The organism is Acrocarpospora pleiomorpha (assembly GCF_009687885.1).
Lineage (GTDB): Bacteria > Actinomycetota > Actinomycetes > Streptosporangiales > Streptosporangiaceae > Acrocarpospora > Acrocarpospora pleiomorpha.
On sequence record NZ_BLAF01000061.1, the window covers coordinates 42,467 to 69,259 of the forward strand.

The window sequence follows — 26,793 nt, forward strand, 5'->3', positions numbered from 1 at the left end:
CCAGCCAGCGTCGAGGACGATCCACGCCGACGAGCCTAACCGCGCCTACCGAGTGGGTAGTCCTCGATGGGTTCGTACCGAAGCGGCGGCCCGAGATGGCTGACAAACAGCTGCGCACTGGTCGCATCCCACGGCGTCCCCTCAAACCCACTCAACGCCTCCACCAGCGGCGCCAACTCCGCCGTCTTCCGCGACCTCGCAAGCGTGAAATGCGGCCGGTAGGCCCGCTCGTCAGGCCGCCCCACCCCCGCTCGCCGTGCCCCTGCCGCAACTGAACCGGCTAGCCTCGCCAGCCGTCCCGGTGCCCGCAAACTCAACCACAACGTGATCGCCCGACCAGGCCCGGTGAACGTCCCCGCCTTCCCTAGCGCCAGCGGAATCGGTTCATGATGCCCGGCCGCCCGCGCCAGCCTGACACTCAACTCCCGCCGCGCCTCATCTGGAACATCACCGAGAAAAGCCAGTGTGATATGCCGGTTGGCTGGCTCCACCCAGGTCAGCTCCGGCCAATTTCGCCGCAATGGCGCGACGGCCTGCTCAACTTCGGCCAGTACGTCGGCGGGCGGCACCAGGGCGACGAACATCCTACTCACCTGAGGATCCTTGCAGACCCGGCGAAAACACCTCCGACGAGGTCCCGAGCGCAGCGTTCATCAAAGCACGAGCGATCTCTTGCATGAGGCACCCTTTACACTCGGCTCGCTGGACCAGCGGTGAAACATACATCTACGGGATACTCAGATTGACATGGAACTGGATAATTCCCTACATCAGGGTATATAACACCTACATCCATGAGACCGAAATTCGATGATATGTCGAGACCCCGAGATCCACTGGAAAGAATCTTTGACTGGTGGCACACTAATACGCAAATCCTGCAACGGGGACATCGAGGTCGACTCATTTGGGATGTGACGACGGTCTTTCGATAGTCATACTGGGAGACGTGCGATTGGAGATAGTCGCGCAGCTGGGAGCAGAGTCCTTCCGTGCGCTCCCAGGTGATCATCTGGAGTTCGGGAACATCGAGAGGATGGTCGGCGGGACGGCCGTCAGCCTGGCCGCCGAGGCCCGTTACTATTTTCGCGATGTGCGCATCATCTCCTGCATCGGAGACGATGACTTCACCAAGTCGATTGAGAATCACGTGCACGGTCTCGGCGTCAGAAACGCTTTGCTGCGCATCGAGAACCTGCCTAATAGCGTGTGCCTCACCATGCGGGACGCCGAGGGGTCCCGGATTCTCTTCGCCAATCAGCCCACTCCGGCATCCCGGCTCACCTTCGGTTACGTTCAGCGGCAGCTGTCAGACGGGCCGACTCCCGATCTGATATTCGCGGATGGCTATCTGCTGCTGACCCCCGTGTCATAGGCGGCGGCTTTCGAGGTGGCCCACTCATGCAGATCGGCCCAGTCGAAATTCTGCCTGGACCTGGTCCCGCATGAAATCGACAAATACCTGACAATAGCCGAAGTCTCTCCCATTATCAATGAATCCGACTACGTCATCACCGGTGCCCGCACAATCGCTCGCCTGCTACGACTGCCGGCACCCTATCCGTACCCCGCCGATGAGTTGGACGCGCTCAGCGGCAGCCTGGCCGAGAATTTTCCTGAATCGATAACCTGGTTTCTGCGCGCCGGTGAAAGGGACATCGAAGAGGCCGTGGTCGCGCAGGCCGGTCAGCTGCGTGAAAGATATCCCACGGGATACCTGCAGACCGCCCGGAAAAAGGGATTCGGCGACAGGCTGGCAGCGCGAGAACTGTCTGATGCCCTGGCCCGGCAACTGCAGTCAACGAGAAACCCGCCCAATAGCCAGCGTCACGGTCATTGACCAGGCGATCAGTCGTTATGGCCGTTCGGATCCACTAACACGTAACTCGGCGACACAGAGGAAGGCACATGAGTTACTCCTACGGCGTGCTGACCGATGAAGATATTATCAGAGAAGCGTCCAACGGTTCCCTGATCGCGGAGAACTTCGACAAGAACAATGTTAAGCAGGCATGCTACGAGCTTCGGGCCAGCAGTATATATTATGACCTCAGCGCCAAAGAGCGAAGGCACCGGCTGTCCAAACCCGATGACCATGTATTACTGAAGCCCTATCAACTGGCCGTGCTCATAACGTTGGAATCGTTGGATGTTCCGAATGACGTCATCTGCCGGATCTTGATGAAGGGCAGGCTGTTCTCCTTAGGTCTGTTACCGGTTAACACCTACGCGGATCCAGGATTCTCGGGACGTTTGGGCATAGTCATCTACAATGGATCACCCAACTATGTGGGGATTCCCCAAGGCAGCGCTATCGCGAAGATTGAGTTCGAGCGCCTGAGCAAGCCGGTGCGGCGGGCATATGCCGGTCAGCATGGCTACCAGACGGAGATTTGGCCTATCCCCACCGATATGATACTCACCCCCGATCAGATAAAACGGGATCCGCGGATCAAGTCGCCGATAGATGAGCTCAGGAGTTCATTCGGCGGCGACTTCGGCGCGGTCGTAGAGCGCGTTTTTCGCTATGAGCGGCTATTGATACTGTCTACGACGCTCTATGTAGGTCTATCAACGCTCATCGTGATTTACAGCCAATCACAAGACGCGCAGCTTTCCACGCTGACCGCCTTCGTTCTTGGCCTGATAACTAATCTCGCCAGCGGTATCCTCATGTATGCTGCGACCAAGATTCGGAGGAAGCGGTCACGGTATTGACCAGTAGGGCAGTTGTAAGCGCTTGACCGACCACGGCGTTCAGATCGCCACTGTATTTCATTCATGTGCATCGGCTGAAGGTGGAGTTCATATGGCTAGACTGGATAACGGCGCTCAATCAGAGGCCGCCGACGTCATGCGCGAACGGAAAATAAACGCCAATAGAAATGTCGCGGTGGTGGCTCTGCGAGATGAGGACGGGCGGGTGCTGATGATCCGAACCTCGCGGCTGCCAAGCCGCTGGCAACCTATCGGCGGTGGCATGAATCCTGACGAGTCAAGTCCGGTGGACACGCTACGCCGCGAAGTCCGGGAAGAGGCGGGCATAGATCTGCTGCCCCAGGATCTTAGGCCGATCGTCGAGGCCCCGTACGACTTCGGTGAGGGCACCGTCTATTTCTTTGAGGCGGAAATCGGCGACCGGAAGTCCAAGATCCGGCTAGCTGAGAACGAGATCACGGAACACCGCTGGGTTACCGTGGACGAAGCCCGCCGGCTACCGGTATTCCCGGCAACGGAAAAATTCCTGATCGTGCTACAGCAGGTCGATGAGCGCTAGCGAACCCTCCCAATCAGCGGTCCTGCGGCCTTTTGAGTTGCGAACGGTTCGGCTGCGAAACCGACTGGGACTCGGTCCGATAAATCCGGGCAACTTCACGGGTGGTGGTTCCGGGGCTCGCCTGGCCAGTGAGTTCTACGCGGCATACAGCAATTCGGGCTTGGGTCTGGTTTATCTCGGCGGAGTGGCGATAAGCATTTCTGGACGTTCCAACCGGGATAGTTTCGTGTTGTCGCGCACATCCGGAAGGCGTGAGCTGGAGGAAGTCGCGGAAGCCGTCCATCGCGGTGGCGCCAAGGTAGCGGTCCAGCTCATGCATTCTGGACGACAGGCCTCACCCGACGAGATAGGTGCGCCTCTCATAGCGGCCTCGGCGTTGCCTTGCGAATTCTACCGTGAACTTCCGGTAGCGGCCTCACGCCGAGATATCGCCCAAGTTGTCGATTGGTTTCGCGAAGCCGCTCTCGTCGCCGAGAGCGCCGGAGCGGACATGATTGAGGTGCATGCGGCCCACGGTTATCTGATCTCCGGGTTCCTGTCCCGTTCGTCGAACCGGAGGACGGATGACTATGGCGGTTCGCTGCGCAACCGCTTCAGGTTGCTCGGGCAGATCACCTCGGCTATAAGGGAGGTCGTGACGTGCGACCTCGGAGTCCGGGTTAACGTGGCCGAAAACGCACACGGTGGGAGCGGGCTCGAACTGGCCGAGGTCATTGACGGGCTCGCCCTGGCGCTCGACTCGCTGGACTTCGTTTCCGTGAGCGCCGGTGTCTACACTCGTGGCCCGGATTGGATCATTCCGCGACGCAGTCTTGGGCCGACACTGTGGAAGGAGCATGCACGCAGTGTCAAGCACCAGCTGAACAGGCCGGTGTTCATCGCAGGGAACATCGAAGGAATTGATCAGGCTGCAACGCTGATCTCAGAGGGTTACGCCGATGTGGCGCTAATGGTCAGGTCTCTCTTGGCCGATCCCTATCTCCTCGCCAAATGGGGTCAAGGGTTGGCCGAAGACATCCAACCATGCACCGAGCTTTATCTCTGTAAATATCACTCGCGGGACAGGCGACATGTTCACTGCCCCCACAACCCCGTTCTGCGGGAGCTGCGGCGGGCGGAAACGAGATCGCGGCCCAGCGTGGGCGAAGCCTCTTCGGAGGGGCGCCAGTGAAGCGGATCTGGGACGGGCGGACGTGACCGTTGTTGGTGTCTGGACATGCGGTCGCCGGTTGCCCTCCTCACACAAGCTGCGATGTGGGCGGACCACGCTGTCATCCTGGGAATGTGCTGTCGGGGAAACCGTTGGTGGTGGTGTTGGTGGGGAGGGAGATCTGGTCGCCTTCCGTCAGGCCGCCGGTGATCTCGATGTAGAGGTCGCTGCGAATGCCGGTGCGGACCGTTTTCTTTTGGCCGGTCTGGGTGGTGACGGTGGCTGTGCCGTCCGGGCCGGTCTGTACGGCTCGCGCCGGGATATAGACGGCGTTCTCGGCTTCGGCAGTGGTTACCACGACGGTGGCGGATTGGCCTAGGAGTACGCCTTCGGGGTGTTTGTCGAAGGTGATGGTGACGCCGTACTGGACGAGTTGGCCGGTGGTGGTGGCGGTGGCGTCGATGTGGCTGACTTTGCCGGGGTGTTTGGTGGTTTGGTTGGTGGTGAGGGTTATTTCGGCGGGTTGGCCTACCTTGAGGTGGCCGATGTCGGATTGGGTGAACATGGCTTGGAGTTGGAGGTTGTCCAGGTCGCCGAGGGTGATGAAGGTGCCGGAGGTGTAGTCGGTGTCCACGGTTCCGGCGATGGAGAGGACGGTTCCGGCGGCGGGGGCCTTGATGGTGACTCCGGCCAGGGCCTCCTTGGCTTCGGCCAGGTCGGTGGTGGCTTGGCTGACGTTCGCTTCTAGTTCTGCTTCGGTGAGGGCTCTGCCCTGAGAGCTGCCGCCGCTTGGAGCGCCGCCGCCTGAAGCGCCGGTCTGTCGGGTTTGTGTGTCCTGAGTTCCTTGGCTGGGTTGGGTCGTGGCGCAGGTGGGGGTCGGGCTGGGTGCGGTGGGGGACGGGCTCGGGCTTGGCGCGGGGGGTTCGGTCTGGATGACGAGATCGCCGTCTTGGGATGCGGGCTTGTCGGGGTTGTCGTCGCGGCCGGGGGAGTCGGGCGGGGATCCGGCAAGGGCGGGTTCCACCGCCATGTCAGAGGAAGGCGAGGGTTGGGGCGCGCCGCTGGATCGCCCGGAGCTCGGGGTGGCGGAAGGTTTGGCGGTCGGGTTTCCACTGGGGTTCGCGCTTGGCTTGGCCGACGGGCAGGCTGACCCAGAACCGCTGCCAGCTCCAGAACCACTGCCTGTTCCAGAACCGCTACCGCCGGCAGAACCGCTACCGCTGCCAGTGCCGGTGCTGCCGCTCCCGGAGCTGCCACTACTGCTGGAGGTCGGGTTGTCGAGGGCGTATTCGGCCGCGGTGAGGGCCGCTTTGGCGGCGGTGTAGTTCTCCTTGGCGACCGTGTTGTCGATGCGGGCGAGGATTGCGCCCTTCGTGACCTTGTCGCCGATGGAGACGTAGATCTTCTTGACCTTGCCCTGCGAGGTGAAGGAGAGGTCGCGCATGCCGTTGTCGACCGTGGTCGCGGCGGCGGAGACCGAGGAGACGACGGTGCCCCGGGAGGCGGAGACGTACTCCAGGCGGGGGGCCGCGGCGGAGTCGTCGCCGGTCATATAGATCACGCCGGTGCTCACCAGGACGATCGCCGCCAGGGCGAGCCCTCCCTTGCGCAGGAGGGAGGACGGGCTGCTCGACATCATGGCGGCCATCCTGGCGAGCGCGCGTCATGACCCGCTTAACCCTGCCTGAGAGTTGGCTGTGCGTGTTGGCAGCAAACCTTCAGGGACAGCGGAGCTGGACTCAAGCGGGGACCGGCAGTGTCTAGCCTCGTGAAGCTGTCGACGAAGCGCAGAGCGCTGATCGTGAACCTCTTGCTCGGGGGGCTGCTGCTCGGCGGCGTGGCGGCCGCGTACGCCTCGCTGGGCAGCGGCTCCCCGGCGGGAGCCGCGCCGCTGACCACGCCGGTCACCCGGGGCAGCGTGGTCGCCTCGGTGTCGGCCTCCGGAGCCGTGGAGAGCGCACGGACCAGGTCGCTCACCTTCGGGTCCAACGGGACGGTCGAGTCGATCAAGGTCGAACCTGGAGACAAGGTCAAGAAGGGCGCGGTCCTCGCCCGGCTGGACGACACGGCCGCGCGCGAGTCCCTGGAGGCCACCAAGGCGAGCCTGGACGCGGCCGAGGACGCCGACACCTCGACCGCCTCCGGCTACTCCCAGTACATCAACGCCCGCAACGCCCACCGCGCCGCAAAGCGCGCATTGGACGCGACGGTGATCAAAGCGCCGTACGGGGGCACGGTGACCGCCGTGAACGGAACCGTCGGCGGTTCCTCCGGCGGTTCTTCGGGCTCATCCGGGGGTACGGCGGGCGCCCAGAGCGACACCAGCACCGGCTTCATCGAACTCGCCGACACCACCGCGTTGCGCATCGTCGGCCAGTTCACCGAAGCCGACGTGACCAGGCTCAAGGTGGGTCAGGCCGCCACTGTCACCTTCGACGCGCTCACCGGGGTTTCCGCGAGCGGCAAGGTCACCGTGATCGACCCGCAGCCGCAGACGAACAACAACGTCGTGCAGTACGCCGCCACGGTCAGCCTCTCCGAGGTTCCGTCGACCGTGCGCCTCGGGCAGACGGCGAGCGTCCAGGTGATCGTCGAGACCGTCGACGACGTGCTGACCCTGCCGAGCGCGCTGATCACCACCGCCGGCGGGCAGAGCTCGGTGACCCTGCTGAACAACGGCCAGCAGGTCAGAACCCGGGTGGAGGTGGGTGTGAAGGGCGACGCCGCGACCGAGATCGTCTCCGGGCTGAAGGAGGGCGACCAGGTCGTCCGTCCCACGACCACCACGACCACCGGCGGGGGGATCCAGATCCCGGGTGGCCTCGGTGGCGGCGGCTTCGTCCGCGGGGGTGGCGGCGGGGGCGGTCAAGGTGGCGCCGGCGGCGGTCAGGGCGGAGGTAACCGATGAGCGCGTTCCCTGTACTGGATCTCCGACTCGATCTCCAAGGTGGGGAAAGCCGATGAGCGCGCCCCTCGTGCTCGATGTTCAGGATGTTCGTAAGGTCTACGGCCAAGGTGAGACCGCCGTGCACGCGTTGCGCGGGATCACCCTCGCCGTCGAGCCTGGCGACTATGTGGCGATCATGGGTGCGTCCGGTTCCGGCAAGTCCACGCTGATGAACATCATCGGGTGTCTGGATGTGCCGTCGTCAGGGGCGTACAGGCTGGATGGCACGGATGTGGGTGTGCTGGACGACGTGCGCCTGGCCATCGTCAGGAATCGCAAGATCGGGTTCGTGTTCCAGTCGTTCAACCTGATTCCGCGGATGAGCGCGCTCATGAACGTCGAGCTTCCCTTGGCGTACGGCGGGGTGAAGGCCGGGGAGCGCAGGAGGCGCGCGCTGGCGGCGCTGGAGCGGGTGGGTCTTGCGGATCGGGTGCACCACCAGCCCAACGAGCTGTCCGGAGGGCAGCAGCAGCGGGTCGCGATCGCGAGATCGCTGGTCAACGCGCCGACGCTGCTGCTCGCCGACGAGCCCACGGGGGCGCTGGACAGCACGTCCACTCGGGACGTGCTCGGCATTTTCGACCAGCTCAGCCTGGGCGGCCGGACCATCGTCGTGATCACCCACGAGCAGGACGTGGCCGCGCACGCCAAACGCGTCGTCCGCCTGATGGACGGGCAGATCATCGCGGACATCCGCCAGTCGCCGGTCTCGGGACCGCCGCCCCGGCTCGAAGAGGTGAGCTTGTGAACACGCTCGAAGTGTTGCGGTTCGCCGTACGCGGCCTCATGGCCAACAAGATGCGCAGCACGCTGACCACGCTGGGCATCCTGATCGGTGTGGCCGCGGTGATCCTGCTGGTGGCGTTTGGGGAGGGCGCCTCCCAGCAGATCCAGGGGAACATCCAGCGGCTGGGCGCGAACTCGCTGACGGTCTCCTCGACCACATCGGGCGGGGGCGGCGGTGGCGGTGGTTTCGCCGGGCCGCTCGGCGGGGGTGGCGGGCAGCAGAACACGGGTCCGCGTACCCAGGCCAAGGACCTGACCGTGGACGACGCCCGCGCGCTGGCGGACAAGGCCAACGCGCCGTCGGTGAGGAGCGTGTCGCCGGTGGTGACCGCGCAGAACCAGACGGCCACCTACGAGGGCGCGAGCCATGCCGTGCAGCAGGTGGTCGGCACCTACCCGAGCTACTTCGAGGCGTCCAACAAGCCGGTCGCGCAGGGGACGTACTTCTTCAACGAGGACGTCCTGGCCGCCCGGAAGGTGATCGTGATCGGCCAGACCGTGGCGGAGAACCTGTTCGGCGAGGTGAACCCGGTCGGCAAGCAGATCAACGTCACCGGGGTGCCGTTCACCGTGGTCGGCGTGCTGAAAGAGTCGGGTTCGTCCGGGTTCCAGGATGGCGACGATCTGGCCATCGCGCCGCTGCCGGCCGTCCAGCAGAGCCTGACCGGGTTCGGGCCGCTCGGCCAGATCGTGGTCCAGGCCACCGGCGCCGACACGGTGAACACGGCCCAGGACGAGATCACCCAGGTGCTCAACCAGCGACACGGCATCACCGGTACGGCAGCCGCCGACTACCGTATCCTCAACCAGGCCACCCTGCAGGAGACGGTGGGCGCCGCCATCGGCACGTTCACCGTGCTGCTCGGCGCGGTGGCCGCGATCAGCCTGCTGGTGGGCGGCATCGGCATCACCAACATCATGCTGGTCACGGTCACCGAGCGGACCCGGGAGATCGGCATCCGCAAGGCGATCGGCGCGCCCAGGAGCGCGATCCTGGGCCAGTTCCTCGCCGAGGCGACCATGCTCAGCCTGTTCGGCGGACTGCTCGGGGTGACGGTCGCGGTGATCGGCGCCCAGTTCACCATCGCCGGGATCACCCCGTCGGTGGTGCCGAGCTCGGTCGCCCTGGCGCTCGGCGTGTCGGTCGCTATAGGCCTGTTCTTCGGCAGTTATCCCGCCAACCGCGCCGCCAAGCTGCGGCCCATTGAAGCGTTGCGCTTCGAGTGATTTCGGATGAGAGGAGCGAGCGTGAGCAGGCGTAGGCCGTCTCAGGGCGAACTGCTGGAGAAATCGCCCTATGGCGAGGATCTCGACCGCGAATTGATGGAGCGCCCGGCCCGGCAGAAGGCGTCCAAACTGACCGTGACGCTGGCGGCGGGGGTGGTGCTGATGGCCGGAGTGCTGCTCGGCATCCAGGCGCAGAAGATCTGGGGACCGAGTAGCACCAGCGATCGCCAGGCGTTGGTCGCGGGACTGTTGTCCGGCCAAGGGGGCGGATTGCGCCAGGGCTCCGGCCAAGGTCAGGGTGCGCTCGGCAACACGACATTCGGCACCGTCAAGCTCGTCGACGGCAACAAGATCTACGTCGAAGCCAACGGCGCCACCACGGTCGTCACCACCAGCGGCGACACGAAGATCCAGATCGCCAAGGAGGGCAAGGTCGGCGACATCAAGCCCGGCAGCACCGTGATCGTCCAGGGCGAACGCGACGCCGACGGCAACGTCGCCGCGACCACGGTCAGCGAGGGGGGCTTCCCCGGGGTGGGCGGTCGATGATGCAGGCTGAAGCGCGGCTGCTGGTCGTGGACGACGAGCTCAACATCCGGGAGCTGCTCGCCGCCAGCCTGCGCTTCGCCGGTTTCGAGGTCGCCATCGCCGCCGACGGCAGGGAAGCCGTCCTGATGGCCGAACGGGTACGTCCTGACCTCATGGTTCTCGACGTTATGCTGCCCGATATGGATGGCTTCGCGGTCGCCGCCCGGCTGCGTTCTTCCGGCCGGCGCATCCCGGTGCTGTTCCTCACCGCCAGGGACACCACCGAGGACAAGCTGGCCGGCCTCGCCCTGGGCGACGACTACGTGACCAAGCCGTTCAGCCTGGAAGAGGTGCTGGCCAGGATCCGGGCTGTGCTCCGCCGCACCGGCGGCGACCCCGGCCTCCCCGCCCGCCTCCAGGTCGCCGACCTGGAACTCGACGAGGACGCCCACCAGGTCTGGCGCCAGGGCCGCCCGGTACGCCTCTCGCCCACCGAATTCAAACTCCTGCACTATTTCATGGTCAACCAGGGCCGAGTCCTGTCGAAGGCCCAGATCCTCGACCATGTCTGGCACTACGACTTCGGCGGCGACCGCAACGTGGTCGAGTCCTATGTCTCCTACCTCCGCCGCAAGATCGACACCCAGGACCCCAAACTGATCCACACCCTGCGCGGAGTCGGCTACGTGCTCCGCGCCCCCCGCCGGTGACGTGTCCGTGAAGAAAAGGCTTGCCCGTACTCCGCTCTGGCTCCGCCTGGTGGTCGGGACCCTTGCCCTGGTCACCCTGGCCATCGCGCTGACCGGCGGCTTCGCCGTCCAGCTGCTGCGCAGCTACCTGACCGAGCAAGTGGACGAGCAACTGTCCATCACCAGTCGCCCACTCCGCGAAATGGTCGATATCCCCGAGGACGAACTGCGCCGCCGCGACCCTCCGCCCCGCCCGGAACGCTTTTTCGGCTTCTTCCACGTCAGCATCCTCGACGCCCAAGGCAACCAGATCCGAATCGTGGCCGAATCCCCCAGCGAGGAGAAGCCCGCCCTCCCGAAACTCACCGCCGCCGAGGTAGCGCAACGCGCCGGCAAGCCCTTCACCGTCCCCTCCGTGGGCAACCTGGATCCCCCTTGGCGGGTGATCGCCGTCCCCGGCCGCAACAGCCAGAGCCGTGTGATGGCCATCAACATGGGCGACCTGGAACGAACGGTCTCCCGCCTGACCACGATCGTGGCCGGCGTCGGCGGAGCCGTGCTGGTCGCCCTCGGTCTCGCCTGCTATTGGCTGGTACGGCGCAGCCTGCGCCCCCTCGGCGAGGTCGAGCGTACGGCCGCCGCCATCGCCAGGGGAGATCTGTCGCAACGGGTGCCGATGCGGCATCGCCGTACCGAGATGGGACGGCTGGGGCGGGCGATCAACGGCATGCTCACCCAGATCGAAGCCGCCTTCCAGGACCGGGAGGCGTCGGAGGCGGCGGCCAACCGCTCGGCGTACGAGGCGAAACGCTCGGAAGAGCGCATGCGCCGCTTCGTCGCCGACGCCTCACACGAGCTGCGAACCCCGCTCACCTCCATCCGCGGCTTCGCCGAGCTCTACCGGCAGGAACACACCCGCAACCCCGAGGACGACCTGGCCGGTCTCGTCCGCCGGATCGAGGACGAAGCCGCCCGGATGGGCCTGCTTGTCGACGATCTGCTGCTGCTCGCCCGCCTTGACCAGCAACGCCCCTTCGAACGGGAGCCCGTCGACGTCCTCAGCCTGGCGGCCGGCGCGGTCCTCGACGCCCAGCTCCTCGCCCCCGACCGGGAAATCGAACTCCTGCGGCTGGACGACTCCGACACTCCCGTCACCGTGGACGGCGACGAAACCCGCCTCCGCCAGGTCATCGGCAACCTGGTCGGCAACGCCCTCCGCCACACCCCCGCCGGAACCGCGTTCCACGTCGGCGTCGGCCTCCGCCCCGACGCCACCGCCATCATCGAAGTCGCCGACGAGGGCCCAGGCGTCCCCGACCCCGACCGCGTCTTCGAACGCTTCTACCGGGGCGACCCCTCCCGCACCCGCAACTCCGGCGGCACGGGCTTGGGCCTGTCCATCGCCGCCGCCCTGGTTCACGCGCATGGCGGCACGATCACGGCAGAGAACACCACGCCAGGCGCCCTCTTCCGCATCCAACTCCCCACTAGATAGCCGCCCCTGCTTCACTGCGGTTCCAAGAGCGGCGAATCGCCGACCGCGAAGCGCAGCTCGCAGAACCCTCTTCCCTGACCTACTTCCGTCCGGGCACTCGGCCCCCGGGGATTCCGCATTCCGCTTTGCGGCATCGACGTGTCACCGCCGTGATACGCCGGGATAACCGATTACCCTGATCCCCCTTTGTGATCTTACGGAGGGCGGGAGGATGAAGCCTATGTCAGGGCGTACCGCGAAATGGGCTGGCGGTCTCCTTGCCGCAGGGGCCGCTACTCCACCATCGGATGGCCCTGGCGCCTCCGCCGTGGGGTAACCCAATGGCCGAAGGCATCCACAATGAGATCACCGGCGGGATCTTCTTCACCGCGGTGATCCAAGGCCGTGACATCACCGTGCGACTGCCGCCACAGGTGACACCCGCGTTGTCCGGGCTCCCGGCAGGATCGGCAGCCTTCACTGGCCGCGACCGCGATCTGCAGGCCGTACTGGAACCGCTGGCACCCCGCCCAGACAGCGATGGTGTTCCCACGGTGGCGGTGACGGCAGTGGGCGGGCTGGCTGGAGTCGGCAAAACCGAACTCGCGGTGCAGGCCGCCCACGCTGCGCTGGCACGAGGCTGGTTTCCCGGCGGGGTCTTGTTCGTTGACCTGTTCGGCTACGACGACGCCCGCCGTCTCGACCCCAGCCAAGCACTGGACGGGTGGCTGCGCGCTTTGGGCGTTCCCGCCGAGCACATCCCACCCGGTGTCCAGGATCGAGCCCGGCTGTATGCCTCCGTACTAGCCGCCTACGCGCAGCAGGGGCGACGGATCCTGGTGGTGATCGACAACGCCGCCACCCACGATCAGGTCCAGTTGTTGCTCCCCGCCGATGGCACAACCGCGGCGATCGTCACTTCCCGCCACACCCTGGGCATGCTCAGCGCACGTTTGCATGATCTGATCATTCTGCCCACCGAAGAGTCTGTAGGGCTTCTGGCTCGAGCCCTACAGATAGCTCGGCCAGGTGATATGCGCATCGCCGACCATCCCGAAGACGCCGTCCGGGTCGCCAGATTGTGCGGCGGGCTGCCGCTGGCCCTGCGGATCATCGCCGCGCTCCTGAGCGACGATCCCGCCCGGCCGCTTTCGGCACTGGCCGCCGACCTAGCCGACGAGGGCTCCCGGTTGGAGGAGTTGGAATATGGCACCGCCACAGTGCGAGTGGCGTTCGACCTGTCCTACCGGCATCTCAACCCCGACCAAGCCAGGCTGTTTCGGCTGCTGTCCGTCAATCCCGGCCCGGAGATCTCCACCGAGGCGACAGCGGTCTTGGCCGAGATGGAGGAGACCGTCGCCCGACGCGGCCTTGAAGCGCTCGCACGCGCGCATCTGGTCGATCACGGCAGCGCCTACGGGCGGTGGCGGATACACGACCTGGTACGTCTCTTCGCCGACCAGCGCGGTTGCGACCACGCCGAGACCGACGACCGGGCGCATGCATTCACCCGACTCCTGAATCACTACCTCGCCACTGCCTCTGACGCCAGCGTGCTCCTCAGCCCCGTGGCCGACAGCACCGGCAGCCGATTCGACGATCGCACCCACGCCCTGACCTGGATCGACACCGAGTACCCCAACCTCACCGCAGCCATCCAGGCTGCCCACAAGGACGGCCATCTCTCGACTGCCCTCCGGATGACCCTCGCCCTGGCCGGATTCCTTACCTGGAGGCGGCATCACAGCGACATGATCACCCTCTGTGCCCTCGCGCTCGACGCCGCCCGGCAACTGGGCGAACGGCGCGATGAAGCCGCCATACTGACCAACCTCGGGATCGCCTTGCACCTTGCGCAGATGTTCGACAAGGCCATCACCCACCACCAGGAGGCCGTCCGTATCCTCAAAGAGATCGGCGATCCCTACGGCGAAGCCCACGCACTGGGCAATCTTGGCAATGCCCTGCTGGAGGCGGGCCGAGCAGACGAGGCCATCCCGGTCTACCAGGATGCCGGTCTCTCCTTCCTGGACGTAGTCGCCCTCCACTTGGCAGGCGCCACACTGACCAATCTCGGAGCCGCCTTTCGGATGTTGCGGCGATTCGACGAGGCCATCGACGTCCTACAGGATGCTGCCCACGTACTCGGGGAGATAGGCGATCGGCACGGCCAGGCCAAAGCATTCAACCACCTCGGAGCCACGTTCTCGGAGGCGAAGGTAGGCCGGTTCAAGGATGCCATCGTCGCCCACCAAGACGCCCTCGCCATCTATCGAGAGACCAACGACAAGCACGGCGAAGGCAGTGCGCTCAACGTGCTCGGCTACGCCCTGGGCCAGATGATGCGATTCGACGAGGTCATCCCTGTTTATCAGGATGCCGTTGCCGTCCATCGGGAGACCAACGACAAGCTCAATGAGGGCATGGCGCTCAACGCCCTAGGTTTCGCCCTGGGCCAAGTGACGCGATTCGAGGAAGCCATCACCGCCCTCGAGGAGGCGGTCGCCGTCGCTCGGGAGATCAACGACGAGCGCAATGAAGCCATCTCGTTGGCCAACCTCAGCGCAGTCCGGCACGCTCAGCGCTCCACCCGCCAACGGTGACCGGCCCCGCCGACGGCCGATTTCATCAGCGCTCCCTCGCCTAGGTCGGCGACCCCACGGCTTGGAAGCACCGGTCATTGAAGGTCTTGGCGTGGCCTCGCCCAGGGTTGCCCGCCGCAGCCCGGTCGGATCGCCTTGACGTGGCCTCATACCGGGCTGGTCTGCCCCTTCGCCGGGAGCCGATGTCGGGCGAAAAATCCTCCTATGGTTGACTAAATTCAACCTTTTCCCGATGAATCGGAGCACTCGTGTCCGAAGCACAATCCTTGGTGGCTGACGTCCCCGAGGCGTCCAATCAGATGACTCACCGCGAGATCCTGGAGGCCCTGTCCGGTTTGCTGCTGGCGATGTTCGTCGCCATGATCTCCAGCACCGTCGTGACCAACGCGCTGCCCCGCATCGTCTCCGACCTCAAAGGCAGCCAGACCGGCTACACCTGGGTGATCGTGGCGACCCTGCTGGCGATGACGGCGACCACACCGATCTGGGGCAAGCTCGCCGACCTGTTCAGCAAGAAGCTCCTCGTACAGCTGTCGCTCAGCATTTTCATCGCGGGCTCGCTGGTGGCGGGCGTCTCGCCGAACATGGGCACCCTCATCGGCGCCCGACTCGTGCAAGGGCTCGGCGTCGGCGGTCTGATGGCATTGGTCCAGATTGTGATCGCGAGCATGGTGAGCCCGCGCGACCTCGGCCGCTACTCTGGCTACATGGGCGCCGTGTTCGCGGCCGCGACCGTCAGTGGCCCGCTGATCGGCGGTCTCGTGGCCGACAGCGCGCTCGGCTGGCGCGGCTGCTTCTTCATCGGCCTGCCGTTCGGCGTGGCCGCGTTCGTGTTGCTGCAGAAGACCCTGCACCTGCCGGTGGTCAGGCGTGACGTCAGCGTCGACTACCTCGGCGCGACCCTCATCATGGCCGGCGTCTCGCTGCTGCTCGTCTGGGTCTCGCTCGCCGGGAACCAGTACGCGTGGCTTTCGGGCACCAGCGCCCTGCTGGTCGGCGGCGGTGTGGTGCTGATCGGCATCGCGGTGTTCGTGGAGGCGCGCGTCGCGCGTGAACCGGTGATCCCGCTCGACCTGTTCAGGAACCGTACGATCGTTCTCGCCACGCTGGCCTCGGTGTTCGTGGGCATCGCCATGTTCGCCTCGACCGTGTACCTCAGCCAGTTCTTCCAGCTGGCTCGCGGCATGTCGCCCACCAAGGCGGGTCTGATGTCGATCGCCCTGGTCGGCGGCCTGCTCGTCTCCAGCGTCGTGAGCGGCCGGGCCATCAGCATGACCGGCCGGTGGAAGGTGTGGCTCGCCGCGAGCATGATCTTCGTCGTGGCCGGATGCGCCCTGCTCGGCACGATCGACGAGACCACCAACCTGGTCCTGGTGGGCGTCTACATGGCCTTGCTCGGCATCGGCGTCGGCGGCTCCATGCAGAATCTCGTCATTCCCGTACAGAACATCGTGTCGCTGGCCGACCTGGGCGCCGCGAGCTCGCTCGTGGCGTTCTTCCGCTCCATCGGCGGCACGGTCGGGGTCGCCGCGCTCGGCGCCCTGCTGTCGGCCCAGGTCTCCGACAAGGTGGCCAGCGGCCTCAAGGGACTTGGCGTCGACGCCGGCGGGCAGCAGTCGCACGGCATCCCCGACCTCAGCTCGCTCCCCGCCCCGATCCGGGCCGTGTTCGAGCACGCCTTCGGCGCCTCGATCGCCGAACTGTTCCTGGTCTCGGTGCCCTTCGCCGCCCTGGCCCTGGTGTGCGTCCTGTTCATCAAGGAAGTCCCGCTCCGTACGACCCTGCACTCAACCGACCAGGTCGCCGCCCAGGGGACGGGCTGAGCGTGACCAGAAGCCGGGTCGACTCAATGCGCCGCCTCGAAAGCGAGATGGCCATCCTGCTGCGCCGGATCAAGTGTGTGGTCGCTGAGCGTGCACGGGCAGTCCACCCGGAACTCCAACCCTCCGGCTACCTCATCCTCGCCTGGCTCACCGACCACGGCCCCGCCCGCGCCACGTCGATCGTCGAGAACCTCGACATCGACAAGGGCGCGGTCAGCCGCCTCCTAACCCACCTCGCCGACCTCGGCCTGATCACCCGCGGCCCCGACCCCGCCGACGGCCGCGCCACCCTGCTCTCAGCCAGCGCCACCGCCGCCCAACGCGTAGCCGACGCCACCACCGGCCTACGCAAACGCTTCGACGACAAACTAGGCGACTGGCCCGACGAAAACCTGGCCGACTTCGTCGACCTCCTCAGCCAATACAACAAGGCACTTGGCACCACGCCACCCTAATTCGGGCAGAGCGGTGGCACTTGACCCGTCGGGGACAAGACAAGATCTTCGTGGATGCTGGCTGTCCCCTGGTCAGGGGTTTGGTGTGATGTTTGAACTGTCGGACGGGCGAGAATGCTTCGTCTCTGGTCAGGCTGCGGTGAGGGCGCGCAGTTCCCGTGCGGCCGGGAGGAGGTGGGCATTCTCGGGCGCGACATCCAGAACGATGTGAGCTGCCCGTATGACCCTGGTGTCTCGTCGGCCGGTGGGGAGTGCCCCGACGATCCGAAGCGCCTCGTCGGCACCTTGCTCAGGGTCGGTGCGAGCCTGGAGAGCGGCACCATGGAGCTGGATCACGATCGCTGATCGGTGCGTCGCCGGATAGAGATTCCGGGCGGCGCTTTGCGCCTCAGCAGCCCGCCTGCTATCGCCGGCGAGCGTATAGATGAGACTCCGGTCCAAATAAGTTCCCCGTCGCAGCCAATCGCGATCTGCCGTGATCTGGGCCGGGAGGCGAGTGAATACCTCTTCGGTTCGGAGGAGCGCGGTAATCGCTTCGTCGCTGCGGCCCATCGTCGCGAGAGCTTGGGCTTCGGCGCTGAGCGCTGAGACGAGTGCCACGTTCGAGCGGTCTCCAGCGAGACGTCGTGCTTCCTGTGCTGTTGAGAGTACGTTGACGAGATCCTCCTGCGGATCTTGCTGCCGATACCCCACCTCGCAGCTCCGCAGCCATGACGCGAGCAATGGATCTGATGATTGCTCGCTCAGCTCTCGTGTCTTGGCCCACCAGCGGTGTGCTTCTCGGCTGTTGCCCAGGTCGAACCACTTTCCCGCGATCACGGCCGTATGCCGTGCGGCGGCGTGAGCGAGATCGCGCTGTATGGCAGCGGGCTGAGTGCGACTTAGGTGGGGAGCCATGTCGGTGTAATCTACGGCGACGGCGGCGAGGACGGTAGCGGGCGGATCAAAATATGCCCGCCTGACGTGCACATCCGCCGCGTTCTCCCAGTCATCGATCATCGCCTGGGTCACGCTCGCGCCGGGCAGGGAGCGATCTGGCGATGACATACGCCAGGCGTCGGTCAAGGTAGTGAGCACGGGAGCGACTGCACCGGCAGCAGCGAAGGCTGCGGCGTTCCGCATAAGTTCTCTGCGTTCCATATAGCCGTCCTCGTCGAGGGGTTCTTCATCGAGGGTACCCCTGCGGAGTTGGTCAAGCTCGGATACGGCCGCGTGAAGTGCCACAAGATATCCACCCGCGTTGAGTTTGGCATCCAGAGTCTTGATCGCATCGGCGTGCGGCTGTTGCTCTCCCCGTTCCCATTTCGCTAGGTGGGAGTAACTCCAGTTGATCTCATCGGCGAGGGGGCGTAGCCCGATATCGCGGATGTCTTTACGCCAATGGCGGAGAGCCACGCCGAGGAGATTCCAGGGCGATTGTTTCGGGTCGATCGGGTTGGCAATGACAATCCCTCGCGATCGTGTCGCCGCGTGTCATTGGCGTCTCGACACGCTATTCGTCTTTTCAGTTCCTGATGATGGGCCAATTATGGCACTGCTGCGCGCGACAACACGAGAACTCAGGCGGGCTCGGCTGGCGCTGCGAACGATCAGCCGAGTCCTCGATCAGGAAGAGGCCCTGACTCAATGGAACAGGATAGTAACAGTCGTTATGTCCGGCGAAATGATCGTTCTCCAGATGATTCGTCCGGAGTTACGCGAGGAGGTGTACACCGAAAACCAGGTAGAGCGGAACCGATCCAGATTCGGCAGAGTTCGTATGAGCGTTTGCTGGCGCATCCGATCTCGGCTTCAATCGCGCGTCGCTGTGTGGGGCGGACGCTTACCGCGTGGGGCCGAGCGGATCTCGTCGAGTGCGCTCAGCTCATCATCGGCGAGCTCGTCGCGAATGCGATTCAATCCACCGCTGATGTCACAGCGGCGGGTGCCGATCTAGTCGCGCCAGGCGGACTGGTGGAAAGCCAGCCAGGGGTGGTAGGCGTTGGCCTCTACCGGATCGGCGGGCGCGTCGTTCTGGAGGTGTGGGATCGCAGCCGTCTGCCGCCGAAGCTGGTCAACCCTTCGATGGAGGATGTCGGTGGGCGAGGGCTTCTGTTAGTCGATGCGCTTGCGACGGTATGGGGATACCGGTTGTCGGCGATCGGCGGAAAAGTCGTCTACGCGACCCTTGATGAGGCGGCCTGATGACCGCGCCGGCCTTGAGGTACGTTCAGCGGATCGTTGACGAGTTGGCGGCGCGGATCATCAGTGGTGAGCTCGCGCAGGGTGTTCGGGTGCCCAGCGCGGCTGAGCTGGTGGACACCTACAATCTCGCGTCCACGCAGGCCCTCTGGATCTGGCGTCAGCTCAAAAGGCGGCGGCTGATCCGCTTGGATCCGGCTGTGGGTCTGGTCGTCGGAAACCCCGGTGAGGAGTGGACGTCGTTCTATTCCGTGCGCATGGAGGAGCGGATCATCGTGGTGTCCGACCATCTCGCGGCCCGCATCCGTGACGGTGAGATCGCCGTACACGAGCGGGTGGGCACCCAGCGGGAGCTGAGAGCCCGCTATCTGGTCAGCGACGAGGTTGCCGACGTGGCCAAATGCCGCCTGGAATATCAGGGCTGGGCCTACAGCATCCCTTACCGGGGCACCTTCGCCGCACCCTGCGAGGACTGGCCCATCCACCGTCTCATCTCCGCGAACGCGAGCGGTCGCCGGGGCAACCATCTGGCAGAGCATCGCCGACCGGACGTGTCGCGCGTCCTGGCATGAGTGTGAGACGCCGTCCTGGCCGTGAGGGAAGGATAGGCGTGCGAAACCGGGGGCCCGGACCAGCACCCGGTCACCTATGTGATCAAGATGGTGGCCTTGGCGACTGATGGTCGTAAGGCGCATGAGGTTCCGTACCGATGTTGAGATCAAGAAATGGGCTGGCAGGAAGGCGGTGGCAGGGCGCGTGAGCAGAGCGACGCTGTCGGTGGTCGGACGGGGAGCGGGAAGCGGGCCTGACCATGATCAGGCGTCGCTGATGCGGAGGTTCGTGGCCCGAGGGCTGGAGGGGCGGGCTCTGCGACTGGGGACGCGGACCTCGCCCATGGCTATGGGTCAGGCGCGTGATGTGGCGGACCGGATCTTCGAGATCTGCCCGGACCTGGATGTCCAGGTGATCGGGATCGAGACCAGCGGAGATCGCTGGCAGGGAGATCTGGCGGAGTTGGGCGGCAAGGGCGCGTTCATGAAGGAGATCGACCGGGCGCTGGTGATGGGCGTGGTCGATGCGGCGGTTCACTGCCTCAAAGACGTGCCTGGCGATATCCCGCCTCCGCCCGGTACCTGCTTCGCGGCCTACCTGGAGCGTGACGACGTACATGACGCGGTGGTCTGGCGGAATGGGTCGCCCTTCCGAAGCTTGGACGAGCTACCGCCAGGCACCTCGATCGGGACCTCATCGGTCCGCCGAAAGGCGCAGTTGCTGCGGCATCGCCCTGATCTGCACGTGGACCGGATCCGGGGAAACGTCAACTCGCGACTGGCGCGCCTGGACGCGGAGCACCGGTTCGAGGCGCTGGTTCTGGCCGCTGCCGGCCTGCGGCGGATAGGGATGGATGACCGGATCGGTGAGGTGCTGTCGCTGGACGTGATGTGTCCCGCGGTGGGCGCGGGGGTGATCGGGCTGCAATGCCGCGGGAGTGACGCGGCCGTGGTGGAACTGCTGCGGCTGCTGGATCACGCGGAGACCCGGGTCCACGTTCGAGCGGAACGGGCGATGCTGCACGCCTTGCAGGGCCACTGCAATTCCCCGATCGCCGGGCACTGCCACACCACGCCGGACGGCCAGTTGTCGCTGATCGGCATGGTGTTCACCCGGGAAGGCGGCCAGTTCGCGTACGCCCATGAGTGGGACACCCCCAACCGGGCGGAGGAGTTGGGCGCGTACGTGGCATCGGTGCTGGGGCGTAAGGGAGCTCGGGACATCATCAGGGGCATCCCACACTGACCGGGAGATGAGCGACCAGACGAACCTCTCCTCAGGCGGGGACCTCGGCTGTTACCAGGAATAACATGGCCGTGGCCAGGAACGGCCCAGCTGCGATCTCCTCGATCCATTGCTCGCCATCGGCGTCGAGATAGCCGGCATCGATGGCTCGGGCCACGTTTCGGCGCAGCCCGAAGAGCTGATCAGCCATGGTGAAGTCACGAAACACCGGCGCCATGGCGGTGGCGGACCGCACGCTGAGGCCCCCATCCACGCAAAGCCGCGGGAGACTGCGGCCGATGGTCGCGTTGCGGATGATCTCCGCAGTGATGAATCGGATCAGTGCTCGGCCCGTGGCGGGCCGCGTGGAGTCAATCAGCAGGCCTTCCCAGTCGGGTTCGGCCATGACGATGCGTCCTCCGGGGCGGGCCACCCGGCGAAACTCGGCCAGTACCTGGGACGGGTCGGTTACGTGCTGGAGCACGCGGTCGGTACGAGCCCGATCGACGCTGCCATCGTCCAACGGCAACGCGTGCACGTCGCCCGAGCGGATCTCGATCATGGGCTGCTCAGCCAGCCGGGCCCGAGCCTGCGCGACCATCACCGGATCGCGGTCGACACCGATGACCATGCCGTCCGGCATGACGGCAGAGGCCATAGCCGCGAGGTCGGTCCCCGGCCCGCAGCCAATATCGAGCACCGTCTGCCCCGGCTGAAGCTCAAGCAGATCCATCACCTGCTGCTTATAGGCTCGCCCCGGTGCGCTCGCGGCTACCTGATCGAGATAGACGATCGGGTCAGGACGGGCCAGGCTGCTGTTCTCGATCACGCGCACACTCAACCAGACATATATGCGCCCCCCGAGCAGAAGACGTCAACACCTCGTGCAGATATGCGCCCCTCCCGCGAGCTTTCCGGAGGTTTGAGGTCTTGGGTGCAGACGGCAGCCAGTCCGTTCCGGCTGGATCGGGGCGGCGAGCCTCGCAGAAGGCGGCGACGTCGGCCGCGGCCGGCCGGACCAGGGCCCAGCAGTCGCCGCTCGTCGCAGTCTCACCCTTGCGATGACCCTGCGGGAGCATTTGGGATTGACAGGTGACTCACAGCCGGGGTTCAAGCGGTTCCTAATCGGCTGCTCTGAGATGGGTGTTGCCGGAACCCCCCGGCCTCGAGTCCACGGGAGTCTGCTCCGTGATCGCGTACCTTCGGATCGTCGCCGTTGTCGCTGTCGTGCTGGCCTCTGCCGCTTGTGGCGGGGAGGACGCCGTGCCCACCGGCGCACAACCTTCGGGTGATCAGCGTTCGGCGTTCACCGACTGTATGCGCGAGCACGGGGTTACCCCGGCTCCTCGGCCGAGTGGGTCCCCGTTCCCGAGGCCGAGTGGGGGTCAGGGGGGTCAGGGGGGTTTCGGCGCCATGGGGGAGGAGGCGCAGAAGGCTTTGGAGGCGTGCCGGTCGTTGATGCCGTCGGGTGGGCCGGGGCGGCGGGGGAATTTCGATGATTCCGCGCTCAACGCGTTTCGTACCTGCATGAAGGACAACGGGGTTGAGGACGTGCGCGGCCTTCAGAATCTGGATCAGGCGGATCCGAAGGTGGCGAAGGCACTGGAGAAGTGCCGCCCGCTCCTGCCAACACAGCCGTCGCCTGGCGAGAGCGGGACCACCTCGAGCACGTAAGGCTATATTTCCGTAAATCGCTTCTGGACCATGGCAGGTCTACGCTGCCTCACGCTGGGTGGAGACGCCGAACTGGTCCGCAAGGCCGCCAACCACCACAAGCGGCACTGACTTTCAGGTCGGATCTTGAGCGGGGGCAGGTGTGATGGCGATGGCTTCGATTTCCAGTAGCCAGGTCTCGTCGTAGATGCCGGTGATGATGATCGTGATTGCGGGCCGGTGGTCGCCGAGTACCTCGTGTCGGATTCGGGCGTTGGCCTCCCGATACTGTCGGTCGGACAGGTAGACGGTGACCTTCGCGAGGTTGCGAACCGTCATTCCGGCGCTGGCGAGCACAGATTTCACGTTGTCCCAGGCGAGGCGGCACTGCCCAGCGAAGTCGACTGGGATGTCGCCGCTGGTGGTCCACGGTGGCTGGCCGCTGATGTAAAGCGTTTGGTGTGCCCCAGAAACTAGTGTTCCGTGCGTATACGCCGGCGATGATTCAGGCAGGTTGGAAGGATCGATCGGCTCGATCGCGAGGGTCATCGCTCTCCTTGGCAGGCGGACTGACCGGCAGTCCGTCCGTGACGCGGTCGCCTTTGGGTATCTCGAGCTGGTGGGCCGCCGGTGTATGCCGCAGCGATGGCGGTGGGGTCGGGTTCGTCAATCGTGTCACGGAAAGCGTCACATCTTTACCGACGGCGTACCTGGGATGACGGCATCAGGTCAGCGCGATCGATGGTGGCGGAACGCCCCGATCCAGCAGGTAGCGGGGGCGCGTATGGCGATATCTCGGCAAATTAGTAGTTGTTGGGGCGTTGTGAGGGCCATCCCCAGGGAAGATCCGGGGCATGGCCGATGAGCTGCTGGCGGCTCTGCGTAGCCTGCGGAGCCAGCTTGAGCACGACTTGTTTCCGCTGGCGATCGGGGACGTGGCGGCTGATCGGCGTGCCCTGAAGGAGCTGAGGGGGCAGCTGGACGATTACCTGTTGCCTCGGCTGGCGGCCATTGACGCGCCTTTGCTGGCGGTGGTCGGTGGGTCTACGGGGGCGGGGAAGTCGACGCTGGTCAATTCCCTGGTGGGGACGGATGTGACCGTGCCGGGGGTGCTGCGGCCGACCACGCTGGCGCCGACGCTGGTGGCCAATCCAGAGGACGCGTCGTGGTTCACGGCCGCCCATGTGCTGCCGGGGCTTCCGCGCGTCACGGGAGTGGGGTCCGGCGAACCGGGCACCTTGAAGATCGTCGAAACGACGTCGTTGCCGGAAGGGCTTGCGCTGCTGGACGCGCCTGATATCGATTCCGTCGTTATCGCCAATCGTGAGCTGGCCGCGCAGTTGCTGGCCGCCGCCGATCTCTGGCTGTTCGTGACCACAGCATCCCGGTACGCCGACGAGGTGCCGTGGGGGTTCCTCCGGATCGCCAGGGAGCGCAGTACGGCACTGGGGATCATCCTGCAGCGGGTCCCGGCGGAGGCGCTCGATCCGGTCAGCAAGGATCTGCGGCGGCTACTCGGAGCCAACGGCCTGGGCGGTACGCCGCTTTTCGTGATCCCGGAGTTGATTCTTCCGCAGGAGAACGCCCGCCTGCCGGAAACCGTCGTACGGCCGGTGAAGGAGTGGCTGGCGGACCTGTCCGCCGACGCGAAGGCGCGCGGCGAGGTGGTCCGGCAGACCTTGGCGGGGGCGCTGGACAGCCTCTCCGTACGGGTTCCCGTGCTGGCCGACGCGGCGGATCGGCAGCGGCTGGGCATCGGGGAACTGCGGGGGATGGCCGAGCGCAGCTACGACGTCGGAATGAGCGGATTCGACGAGGGCATGCGGGACGGCTCGCTGCTGCGTGGCGAGGTGCTGGCCCGCTGGCAGGATTTCATCGGCACCGGCGACCTGATGCGGTCGCTGGAGACCAGGGTCGGCTGGCTGCGCGACCGGATCGTGGCCGTCATCACCGGCAGGCCCGCCCCGGACCGCCAGCTGAGAACGGCCCTGGAGAGCGGGGTCGAGTCCCTCATCAGGGCTACCGCCGACGGCGCGGCCGAGCGTGCCGTCGAGTCGTGGCTGGCCACGCCGTCGGGGAGGGATCTGCTGGAACGCGCGGGGGTCGCCGCGGCGGGACGGCTCGGGAGGTCCTCGCAAGGACTGGCGGGGCAGGCGGCGACCGCAGTGCGCGACTGGCAGGGGTACGTGCTCGATCTCGTCAGATCCGAGGGTGCGGGCAAGCGCAGTTCGGCGAGGGCGGCGTCGTTCGGGGTGAACGGTCTTGGCCTGCTGCTGATGCTGGCCGTTTTCGCGTCCACGGGCGGCCTGACCGGAATCGAGATCGGGATCGCGGGCGGCACCAGCGTGCTCAGCCAGAAGCTGCTCGAAGCGGTCTTCGGGGATCAGGCGGTGCGCACGCTCACCGATCGGGCGCGGGCCGATCTGCGGGCTCGGGTGCGATCGTTGCTGGACGGTGAGGAGGCGCGCTTCACCGCGCTGCTGGAGGGTCTGGATACGCCGGATTCGGGGGCTTTGCGGGTGGCGGCGCGGGCCGTACAGGAGCGGAAACGGGAGCTTCCGGCGTGAAGATCTTGCGCAGGGGTCGGGAGGTGCCGCTGGAGGATCGGCTGAAGGCGCTCGGCTCGGCGGCGGATCTGGCTGAGGGGCGGCTGGATGGGTCGGTTGTGGCGGAGGCGCGGAAGGTGGTGTCACGGGCCGGGATGCGGGGGAGCCTGTCGGTCGATCACACCGTGGTGGCGTTGGCCGGGGCCACGGGGAGCGGGAAATCGTCGCTGTTCAACATGGTTGCCGGGTCGTCGCTGGCGCCGGTGGGGGTGACCCGGCCGACGACGTCGAAAGCGCGGGCGGCGCTCTGGGATCCGGATGGTTCCGGGCCGCTGCTCGACTGGCTGGACGTGCCGCGCCGCCATTCGATGGGCAGCGGGGACAATCCACTGTCCGGGTTGATCCTGCTCGACCTGCCTGACCACGATTCGATCGAGTTGTCCCACCGGCAGGAGGTCGATCGGCTGGTCGCCGTCGTCGATCTGCTGGTGTGGGTGCTTGATCCGCAGAAGTACGCGGACGCGGCCATCCACGATCGTTACCTGCGCCCGCTGGCCCGCCACAAGGATGTCACCGTCATCGTGCTCAACCAGATCGACCGGCTGCCCGATCAGGCGATCAAGCGCTGTCTGGACGATCTCGCGCGACTACTCGCCCAGGATGGACTGGACGGGGTTCCGGTGTTGGGCACCTCGACGCGTACCGGACTGGGTTTGACTGAGTTGCGTGGCATGCTCACCCAGAAGGTGGCCCGCCGTCGCGCCTGGTCTGCCCGGCTGTCCGCCGACGTGGCCACCGCCGCCGACACCCTCGCCGCCGCCGCCAACCTCACCCCCAGATCCGGTACGGACTCCGTTGACCGCCTCACCAAACCCCTCGCGGACGCCCTCGCCCAAGCCGCCGGAGTACCCCTGGTCGTAGAAGCCGTCGCCAAAGCACACCGCCACCGCGCGATCATGGCCACCGGCTGGCCGATCACCCGCTGGCTCCGCAAATTCCGCCCCGACCCCCTGCGGCGTTTCCACCTCACCCCAACCTCCGGGAGCTCACCCAACGATGTCTGGGTGGCCGGACGGAGCTCGCTGCCCAGCCCGACCGCGGTGCAACGATCCCAACTGGACACGGCGATCAGGCAAATCGGCTCAGATGTCGCCACCGGCGTCCCGGAACCCTGGGCGGCAGTGGTCAGGCACGCGGCCCGCAGCAGAACCGACGACCTCGCCGACACCCTCGACCAAGCCGTCGCGACCACCTCGCTTGGCGTCTCCAAACGCCCCCACTGGTGGCGCGCGGTCGGCCTGCTCCAGTGGCTACTCTTCGCCATCATGATCGCCGGCGCCCTCTGGCTCCTGGCCTACTTCGGCCTCAGCTACCTCCAACTCCCAGAAGCCTCCGCCCCCACCATCGGCCGCCTCCCCTGGCCCACCGCCCTCCTCCTCGGCGGCGCTATCACCGGCTTGCTCGTCGCCCTCCTCTCCCGCCTGGCCGCCTGGCTCGGCGGACGACACCGCGCCCACAAAGCCAACAAAGCCCTCCAATCAAGCGTCACCGAGGTAGGCGAACGCCTAGTCCTCACCCCAGCCCAAGAAGAACTAACAAGATTCCAAAACTTCACCGAAGCAATAAAAACAGCCTCCAGCTAAGCCGCCCGCAGTGCTCGGAGCGGTGGTTTTCCCAC

General features: G+C 65.8%; 24 protein-coding genes. 19 read left to right on the forward strand and 5 right to left on the reverse strand.

Going from position 1 to position 26,793, the window contains the following annotated elements; all coding sequences use genetic code 11:
- Positions 1-35: 35 nt before the first annotated feature.
- On the reverse strand, positions 36-584 hold the full coding sequence (gene thpR / locus Aple_RS39370) for an RNA 2',3'-cyclic phosphodiesterase (RefSeq protein ID WP_246265064.1): 549 nt from the start codon (positions 582-584) through the stop codon (positions 36-38).
- A 371-nt stretch (positions 585-955) separates the two neighbouring features.
- Between thpR and Aple_RS39375 the strand changes: the two genes are divergently transcribed.
- The 5 genes from Aple_RS39375 (at position 956) to Aple_RS39395 (ending at position 4,448) form a co-directional block, all read left to right on the forward strand.
- Positions 956-1,375: a PfkB family carbohydrate kinase gene (locus Aple_RS39375; RefSeq protein WP_170321897.1), complete on the forward strand. Its 420-nt coding sequence runs from the start codon at positions 956-958 to the stop codon at positions 1,373-1,375.
- Positions 1,376-1,390: 15 nt separating this feature from the next.
- Complete coding sequence (locus Aple_RS39380) at positions 1,391-1,840, forward strand: hypothetical protein (RefSeq protein ID WP_155349865.1); 450 nt, start codon at positions 1,391-1,393, stop codon at positions 1,838-1,840.
- 68 nt (positions 1,841-1,908) lie between these two features.
- A complete protein-coding gene (locus tag Aple_RS39385; RefSeq protein WP_155349866.1) occupies positions 1,909-2,718 on the forward strand; it encodes a dCTP deaminase domain-containing protein in 810 nt (269 codons plus the stop codon).
- A 91-nt stretch (positions 2,719-2,809) separates the two neighbouring features.
- Positions 2,810-3,277, forward strand: a complete 468-nt coding sequence (locus Aple_RS39390; protein ID WP_155349867.1) for an NUDIX hydrolase — start codon at positions 2,810-2,812, stop codon at positions 3,275-3,277.
- Positions 3,267-4,448 (forward strand): oxidoreductase, encoded by a 1,182-nt coding sequence (locus Aple_RS39395; RefSeq protein WP_155349868.1) that lies wholly within the window; start codon positions 3,267-3,269, stop codon positions 4,446-4,448. The genes Aple_RS39390 and Aple_RS39395 overlap by 11 nt, the downstream gene beginning before the upstream one ends.
- A gap of 100 nt (positions 4,449-4,548) precedes the next feature.
- Here the strand turns inward: Aple_RS39395 and Aple_RS39400 are convergent, their stop codons facing one another.
- Positions 4,549-6,066: a permuted SH3 domain-containing protein gene (locus Aple_RS39400; RefSeq protein ID WP_155349869.1), complete on the reverse strand. Its 1,518-nt coding sequence runs from the start codon at positions 6,064-6,066 to the stop codon at positions 4,549-4,551.
- 117 nt (positions 6,067-6,183) lie between these two features.
- On the opposite strand from Aple_RS39400, the gene Aple_RS39405 reads away from it, so the two are divergent.
- The 9 genes from Aple_RS39405 to Aple_RS39445 all read left to right on the forward strand — a co-directional run bounded on the left by Aple_RS39405 (position 6,184) and on the right by Aple_RS39445 (position 16,959).
- Entirely contained in the window at positions 6,184-7,335 is a 1,152-nt protein-coding gene (locus Aple_RS39405) for an efflux RND transporter periplasmic adaptor subunit (RefSeq protein WP_246265065.1), read from the forward strand.
- A 52-nt stretch (positions 7,336-7,387) separates the two neighbouring features.
- Positions 7,388-8,122, forward strand: coding sequence for an ABC transporter ATP-binding protein (locus Aple_RS39410; protein ID WP_155349870.1), 735 nt, complete (start codon positions 7,388-7,390; stop codon positions 8,120-8,122).
- Positions 8,119-9,387, forward strand: coding sequence for an ABC transporter permease (locus Aple_RS39415; RefSeq protein ID WP_155349871.1), 1,269 nt, complete (start codon positions 8,119-8,121; stop codon positions 9,385-9,387). The genes Aple_RS39410 and Aple_RS39415 overlap by 4 nt, the downstream gene beginning before the upstream one ends.
- Before the next feature lie 21 nt (positions 9,388-9,408).
- Positions 9,409-9,936, forward strand: a complete 528-nt coding sequence (locus tag Aple_RS39420) for a hypothetical protein (RefSeq protein WP_155349872.1) — start codon at positions 9,409-9,411, stop codon at positions 9,934-9,936.
- Positions 9,933-10,625, forward strand: coding sequence for a response regulator transcription factor (locus Aple_RS39425; protein WP_155349873.1), 693 nt, complete (start codon positions 9,933-9,935; stop codon positions 10,623-10,625). The genes Aple_RS39420 and Aple_RS39425 overlap by 4 nt, the downstream gene beginning before the upstream one ends.
- Positions 10,626-10,632: 7 nt before the next feature.
- Positions 10,633-12,099 (forward strand): sensor histidine kinase, encoded by a 1,467-nt coding sequence (locus Aple_RS39430; protein WP_246265066.1) that lies wholly within the window; start codon positions 10,633-10,635, stop codon positions 12,097-12,099.
- 320 nt (positions 12,100-12,419) lie between these two features.
- Entirely contained in the window at positions 12,420-14,681 is a 2,262-nt protein-coding gene (locus tag Aple_RS39435; protein WP_170321898.1) for an ATP-binding protein, read from the forward strand.
- Between the two features lie 299 nt (positions 14,682-14,980).
- Positions 14,981-16,504 carry an MDR family MFS transporter gene (locus Aple_RS39440; RefSeq protein WP_155349876.1) on the forward strand — a complete coding sequence of 508 codons (1,524 nt, stop codon included), beginning with the start codon at positions 14,981-14,983 and terminating at the stop codon, positions 16,502-16,504.
- Positions 16,505-16,506: 2 nt separating this feature from the next.
- Positions 16,507-16,959, forward strand: coding sequence for a MarR family winged helix-turn-helix transcriptional regulator (locus Aple_RS39445; protein ID WP_155349877.1), 453 nt, complete (start codon positions 16,507-16,509; stop codon positions 16,957-16,959).
- 129 nt (positions 16,960-17,088) lie between these two features.
- Here Aple_RS39445 and Aple_RS39450 read toward each other — a convergent pair whose 3' ends face one another.
- A complete protein-coding gene (locus Aple_RS39450; RefSeq protein WP_155349878.1) occupies positions 17,089-18,354 on the reverse strand; it encodes a helix-turn-helix domain-containing protein in 1,266 nt (421 codons plus the stop codon).
- Between the two features lie 372 nt (positions 18,355-18,726).
- Between Aple_RS39450 and Aple_RS39455 the strand changes: the two genes are divergently transcribed.
- From Aple_RS39455 to hemC, 3 genes are all read left to right on the forward strand, one after another.
- Positions 18,727-19,143, forward strand: a complete 417-nt coding sequence (locus Aple_RS39455; RefSeq protein ID WP_155349879.1) for an ATP-binding protein — start codon at positions 18,727-18,729, stop codon at positions 19,141-19,143.
- A complete protein-coding gene (locus tag Aple_RS39460) occupies positions 19,143-19,712 on the forward strand; it encodes a helix-turn-helix domain-containing protein (protein WP_155349880.1) in 570 nt (189 codons plus the stop codon). The genes Aple_RS39455 and Aple_RS39460 overlap by 1 nt, the downstream gene beginning before the upstream one ends.
- A gap of 256 nt (positions 19,713-19,968) precedes the next feature.
- Positions 19,969-20,937: a hydroxymethylbilane synthase gene (gene hemC, locus Aple_RS39465; protein ID WP_155349886.1), complete on the forward strand. Its 969-nt coding sequence runs from the start codon at positions 19,969-19,971 to the stop codon at positions 20,935-20,937.
- Between the two features lie 31 nt (positions 20,938-20,968).
- Here hemC and Aple_RS39470 read toward each other — a convergent pair whose 3' ends face one another.
- Together Aple_RS39470 and Aple_RS39475 are read right to left on the reverse strand one after the other, a co-directional pair.
- Positions 20,969-21,745 (reverse strand): methyltransferase domain-containing protein, encoded by a 777-nt coding sequence (locus Aple_RS39470; RefSeq protein WP_218038731.1) that lies wholly within the window; start codon positions 21,743-21,745, stop codon positions 20,969-20,971.
- 959 nt (positions 21,746-22,704) lie between these two features.
- Positions 22,705-23,118: a RidA family protein gene (locus Aple_RS39475; RefSeq protein WP_155349881.1), complete on the reverse strand. Its 414-nt coding sequence runs from the start codon at positions 23,116-23,118 to the stop codon at positions 22,705-22,707.
- A 305-nt stretch (positions 23,119-23,423) separates the two neighbouring features.
- On the opposite strand from Aple_RS39475, the gene Aple_RS39480 reads away from it, so the two are divergent.
- Together Aple_RS39480 and Aple_RS39485 are read left to right on the forward strand one after the other, a co-directional pair.
- The gene (locus tag Aple_RS39480; protein WP_155349882.1) at positions 23,424-25,136 is read left to right on the forward strand and encodes an ABC transporter; all 1,713 of its coding nucleotides are present in this window, start codon (positions 23,424-23,426) and stop codon (positions 25,134-25,136) included.
- On the forward strand, positions 25,133-26,758 hold the full coding sequence (locus tag Aple_RS39485; RefSeq protein ID WP_155349883.1) for a GTPase: 1,626 nt from the start codon (positions 25,133-25,135) through the stop codon (positions 26,756-26,758). Before Aple_RS39480 ends, Aple_RS39485 begins: the two co-directional genes overlap by 4 nt.
- The last annotated feature ends 35 nt before the right edge of the window (positions 26,759-26,793 follow it).

Coding starts and splice junctions, on each gene's coding strand:
- thpR (WP_246265064.1), bottom strand. CDS start 584: ATGTTCGTCGCCCTGGTGCCGCCCGCCGACGTACTGGCCGAAGTTGAG.
- Aple_RS39385 (WP_155349866.1), top strand. CDS start 1,909: ATGAGTTACTCCTACGGCGTGCTGACCGATGAAGATATTATCAGAGAA.
- Aple_RS39390 (WP_155349867.1), top strand. CDS start 2,810: ATGGCTAGACTGGATAACGGCGCTCAATCAGAGGCCGCCGACGTCATG.
- Aple_RS39395 (WP_155349868.1), top strand. CDS start 3,267: ATGAGCGCTAGCGAACCCTCCCAATCAGCGGTCCTGCGGCCTTTTGAG.
- Aple_RS39400 (WP_155349869.1), bottom strand. CDS start 6,066: ATGATGTCGAGCAGCCCGTCCTCCCTCCTGCGCAAGGGAGGGCTCGCC.
- Aple_RS39410 (WP_155349870.1), top strand. CDS start 7,388: ATGAGCGCGCCCCTCGTGCTCGATGTTCAGGATGTTCGTAAGGTCTAC.
- Aple_RS39425 (WP_155349873.1), top strand. CDS start 9,933: ATGATGCAGGCTGAAGCGCGGCTGCTGGTCGTGGACGACGAGCTCAAC.
- Aple_RS39435 (WP_170321898.1), top strand. CDS start 12,420: ATGGCCGAAGGCATCCACAATGAGATCACCGGCGGGATCTTCTTCACC.
- Aple_RS39440 (WP_155349876.1), top strand. CDS start 14,981: ATGACTCACCGCGAGATCCTGGAGGCCCTGTCCGGTTTGCTGCTGGCG.
- Aple_RS39460 (WP_155349880.1), top strand. CDS start 19,143: ATGACCGCGCCGGCCTTGAGGTACGTTCAGCGGATCGTTGACGAGTTG.
- hemC (WP_155349886.1), top strand. CDS start 19,969: ATGCGGAGGTTCGTGGCCCGAGGGCTGGAGGGGCGGGCTCTGCGACTG.
- Aple_RS39475 (WP_155349881.1), bottom strand. CDS start 23,118: ATGACCCTCGCGATCGAGCCGATCGATCCTTCCAACCTGCCTGAATCA.
- Aple_RS39480 (WP_155349882.1), top strand. CDS start 23,424: ATGGCCGATGAGCTGCTGGCGGCTCTGCGTAGCCTGCGGAGCCAGCTT.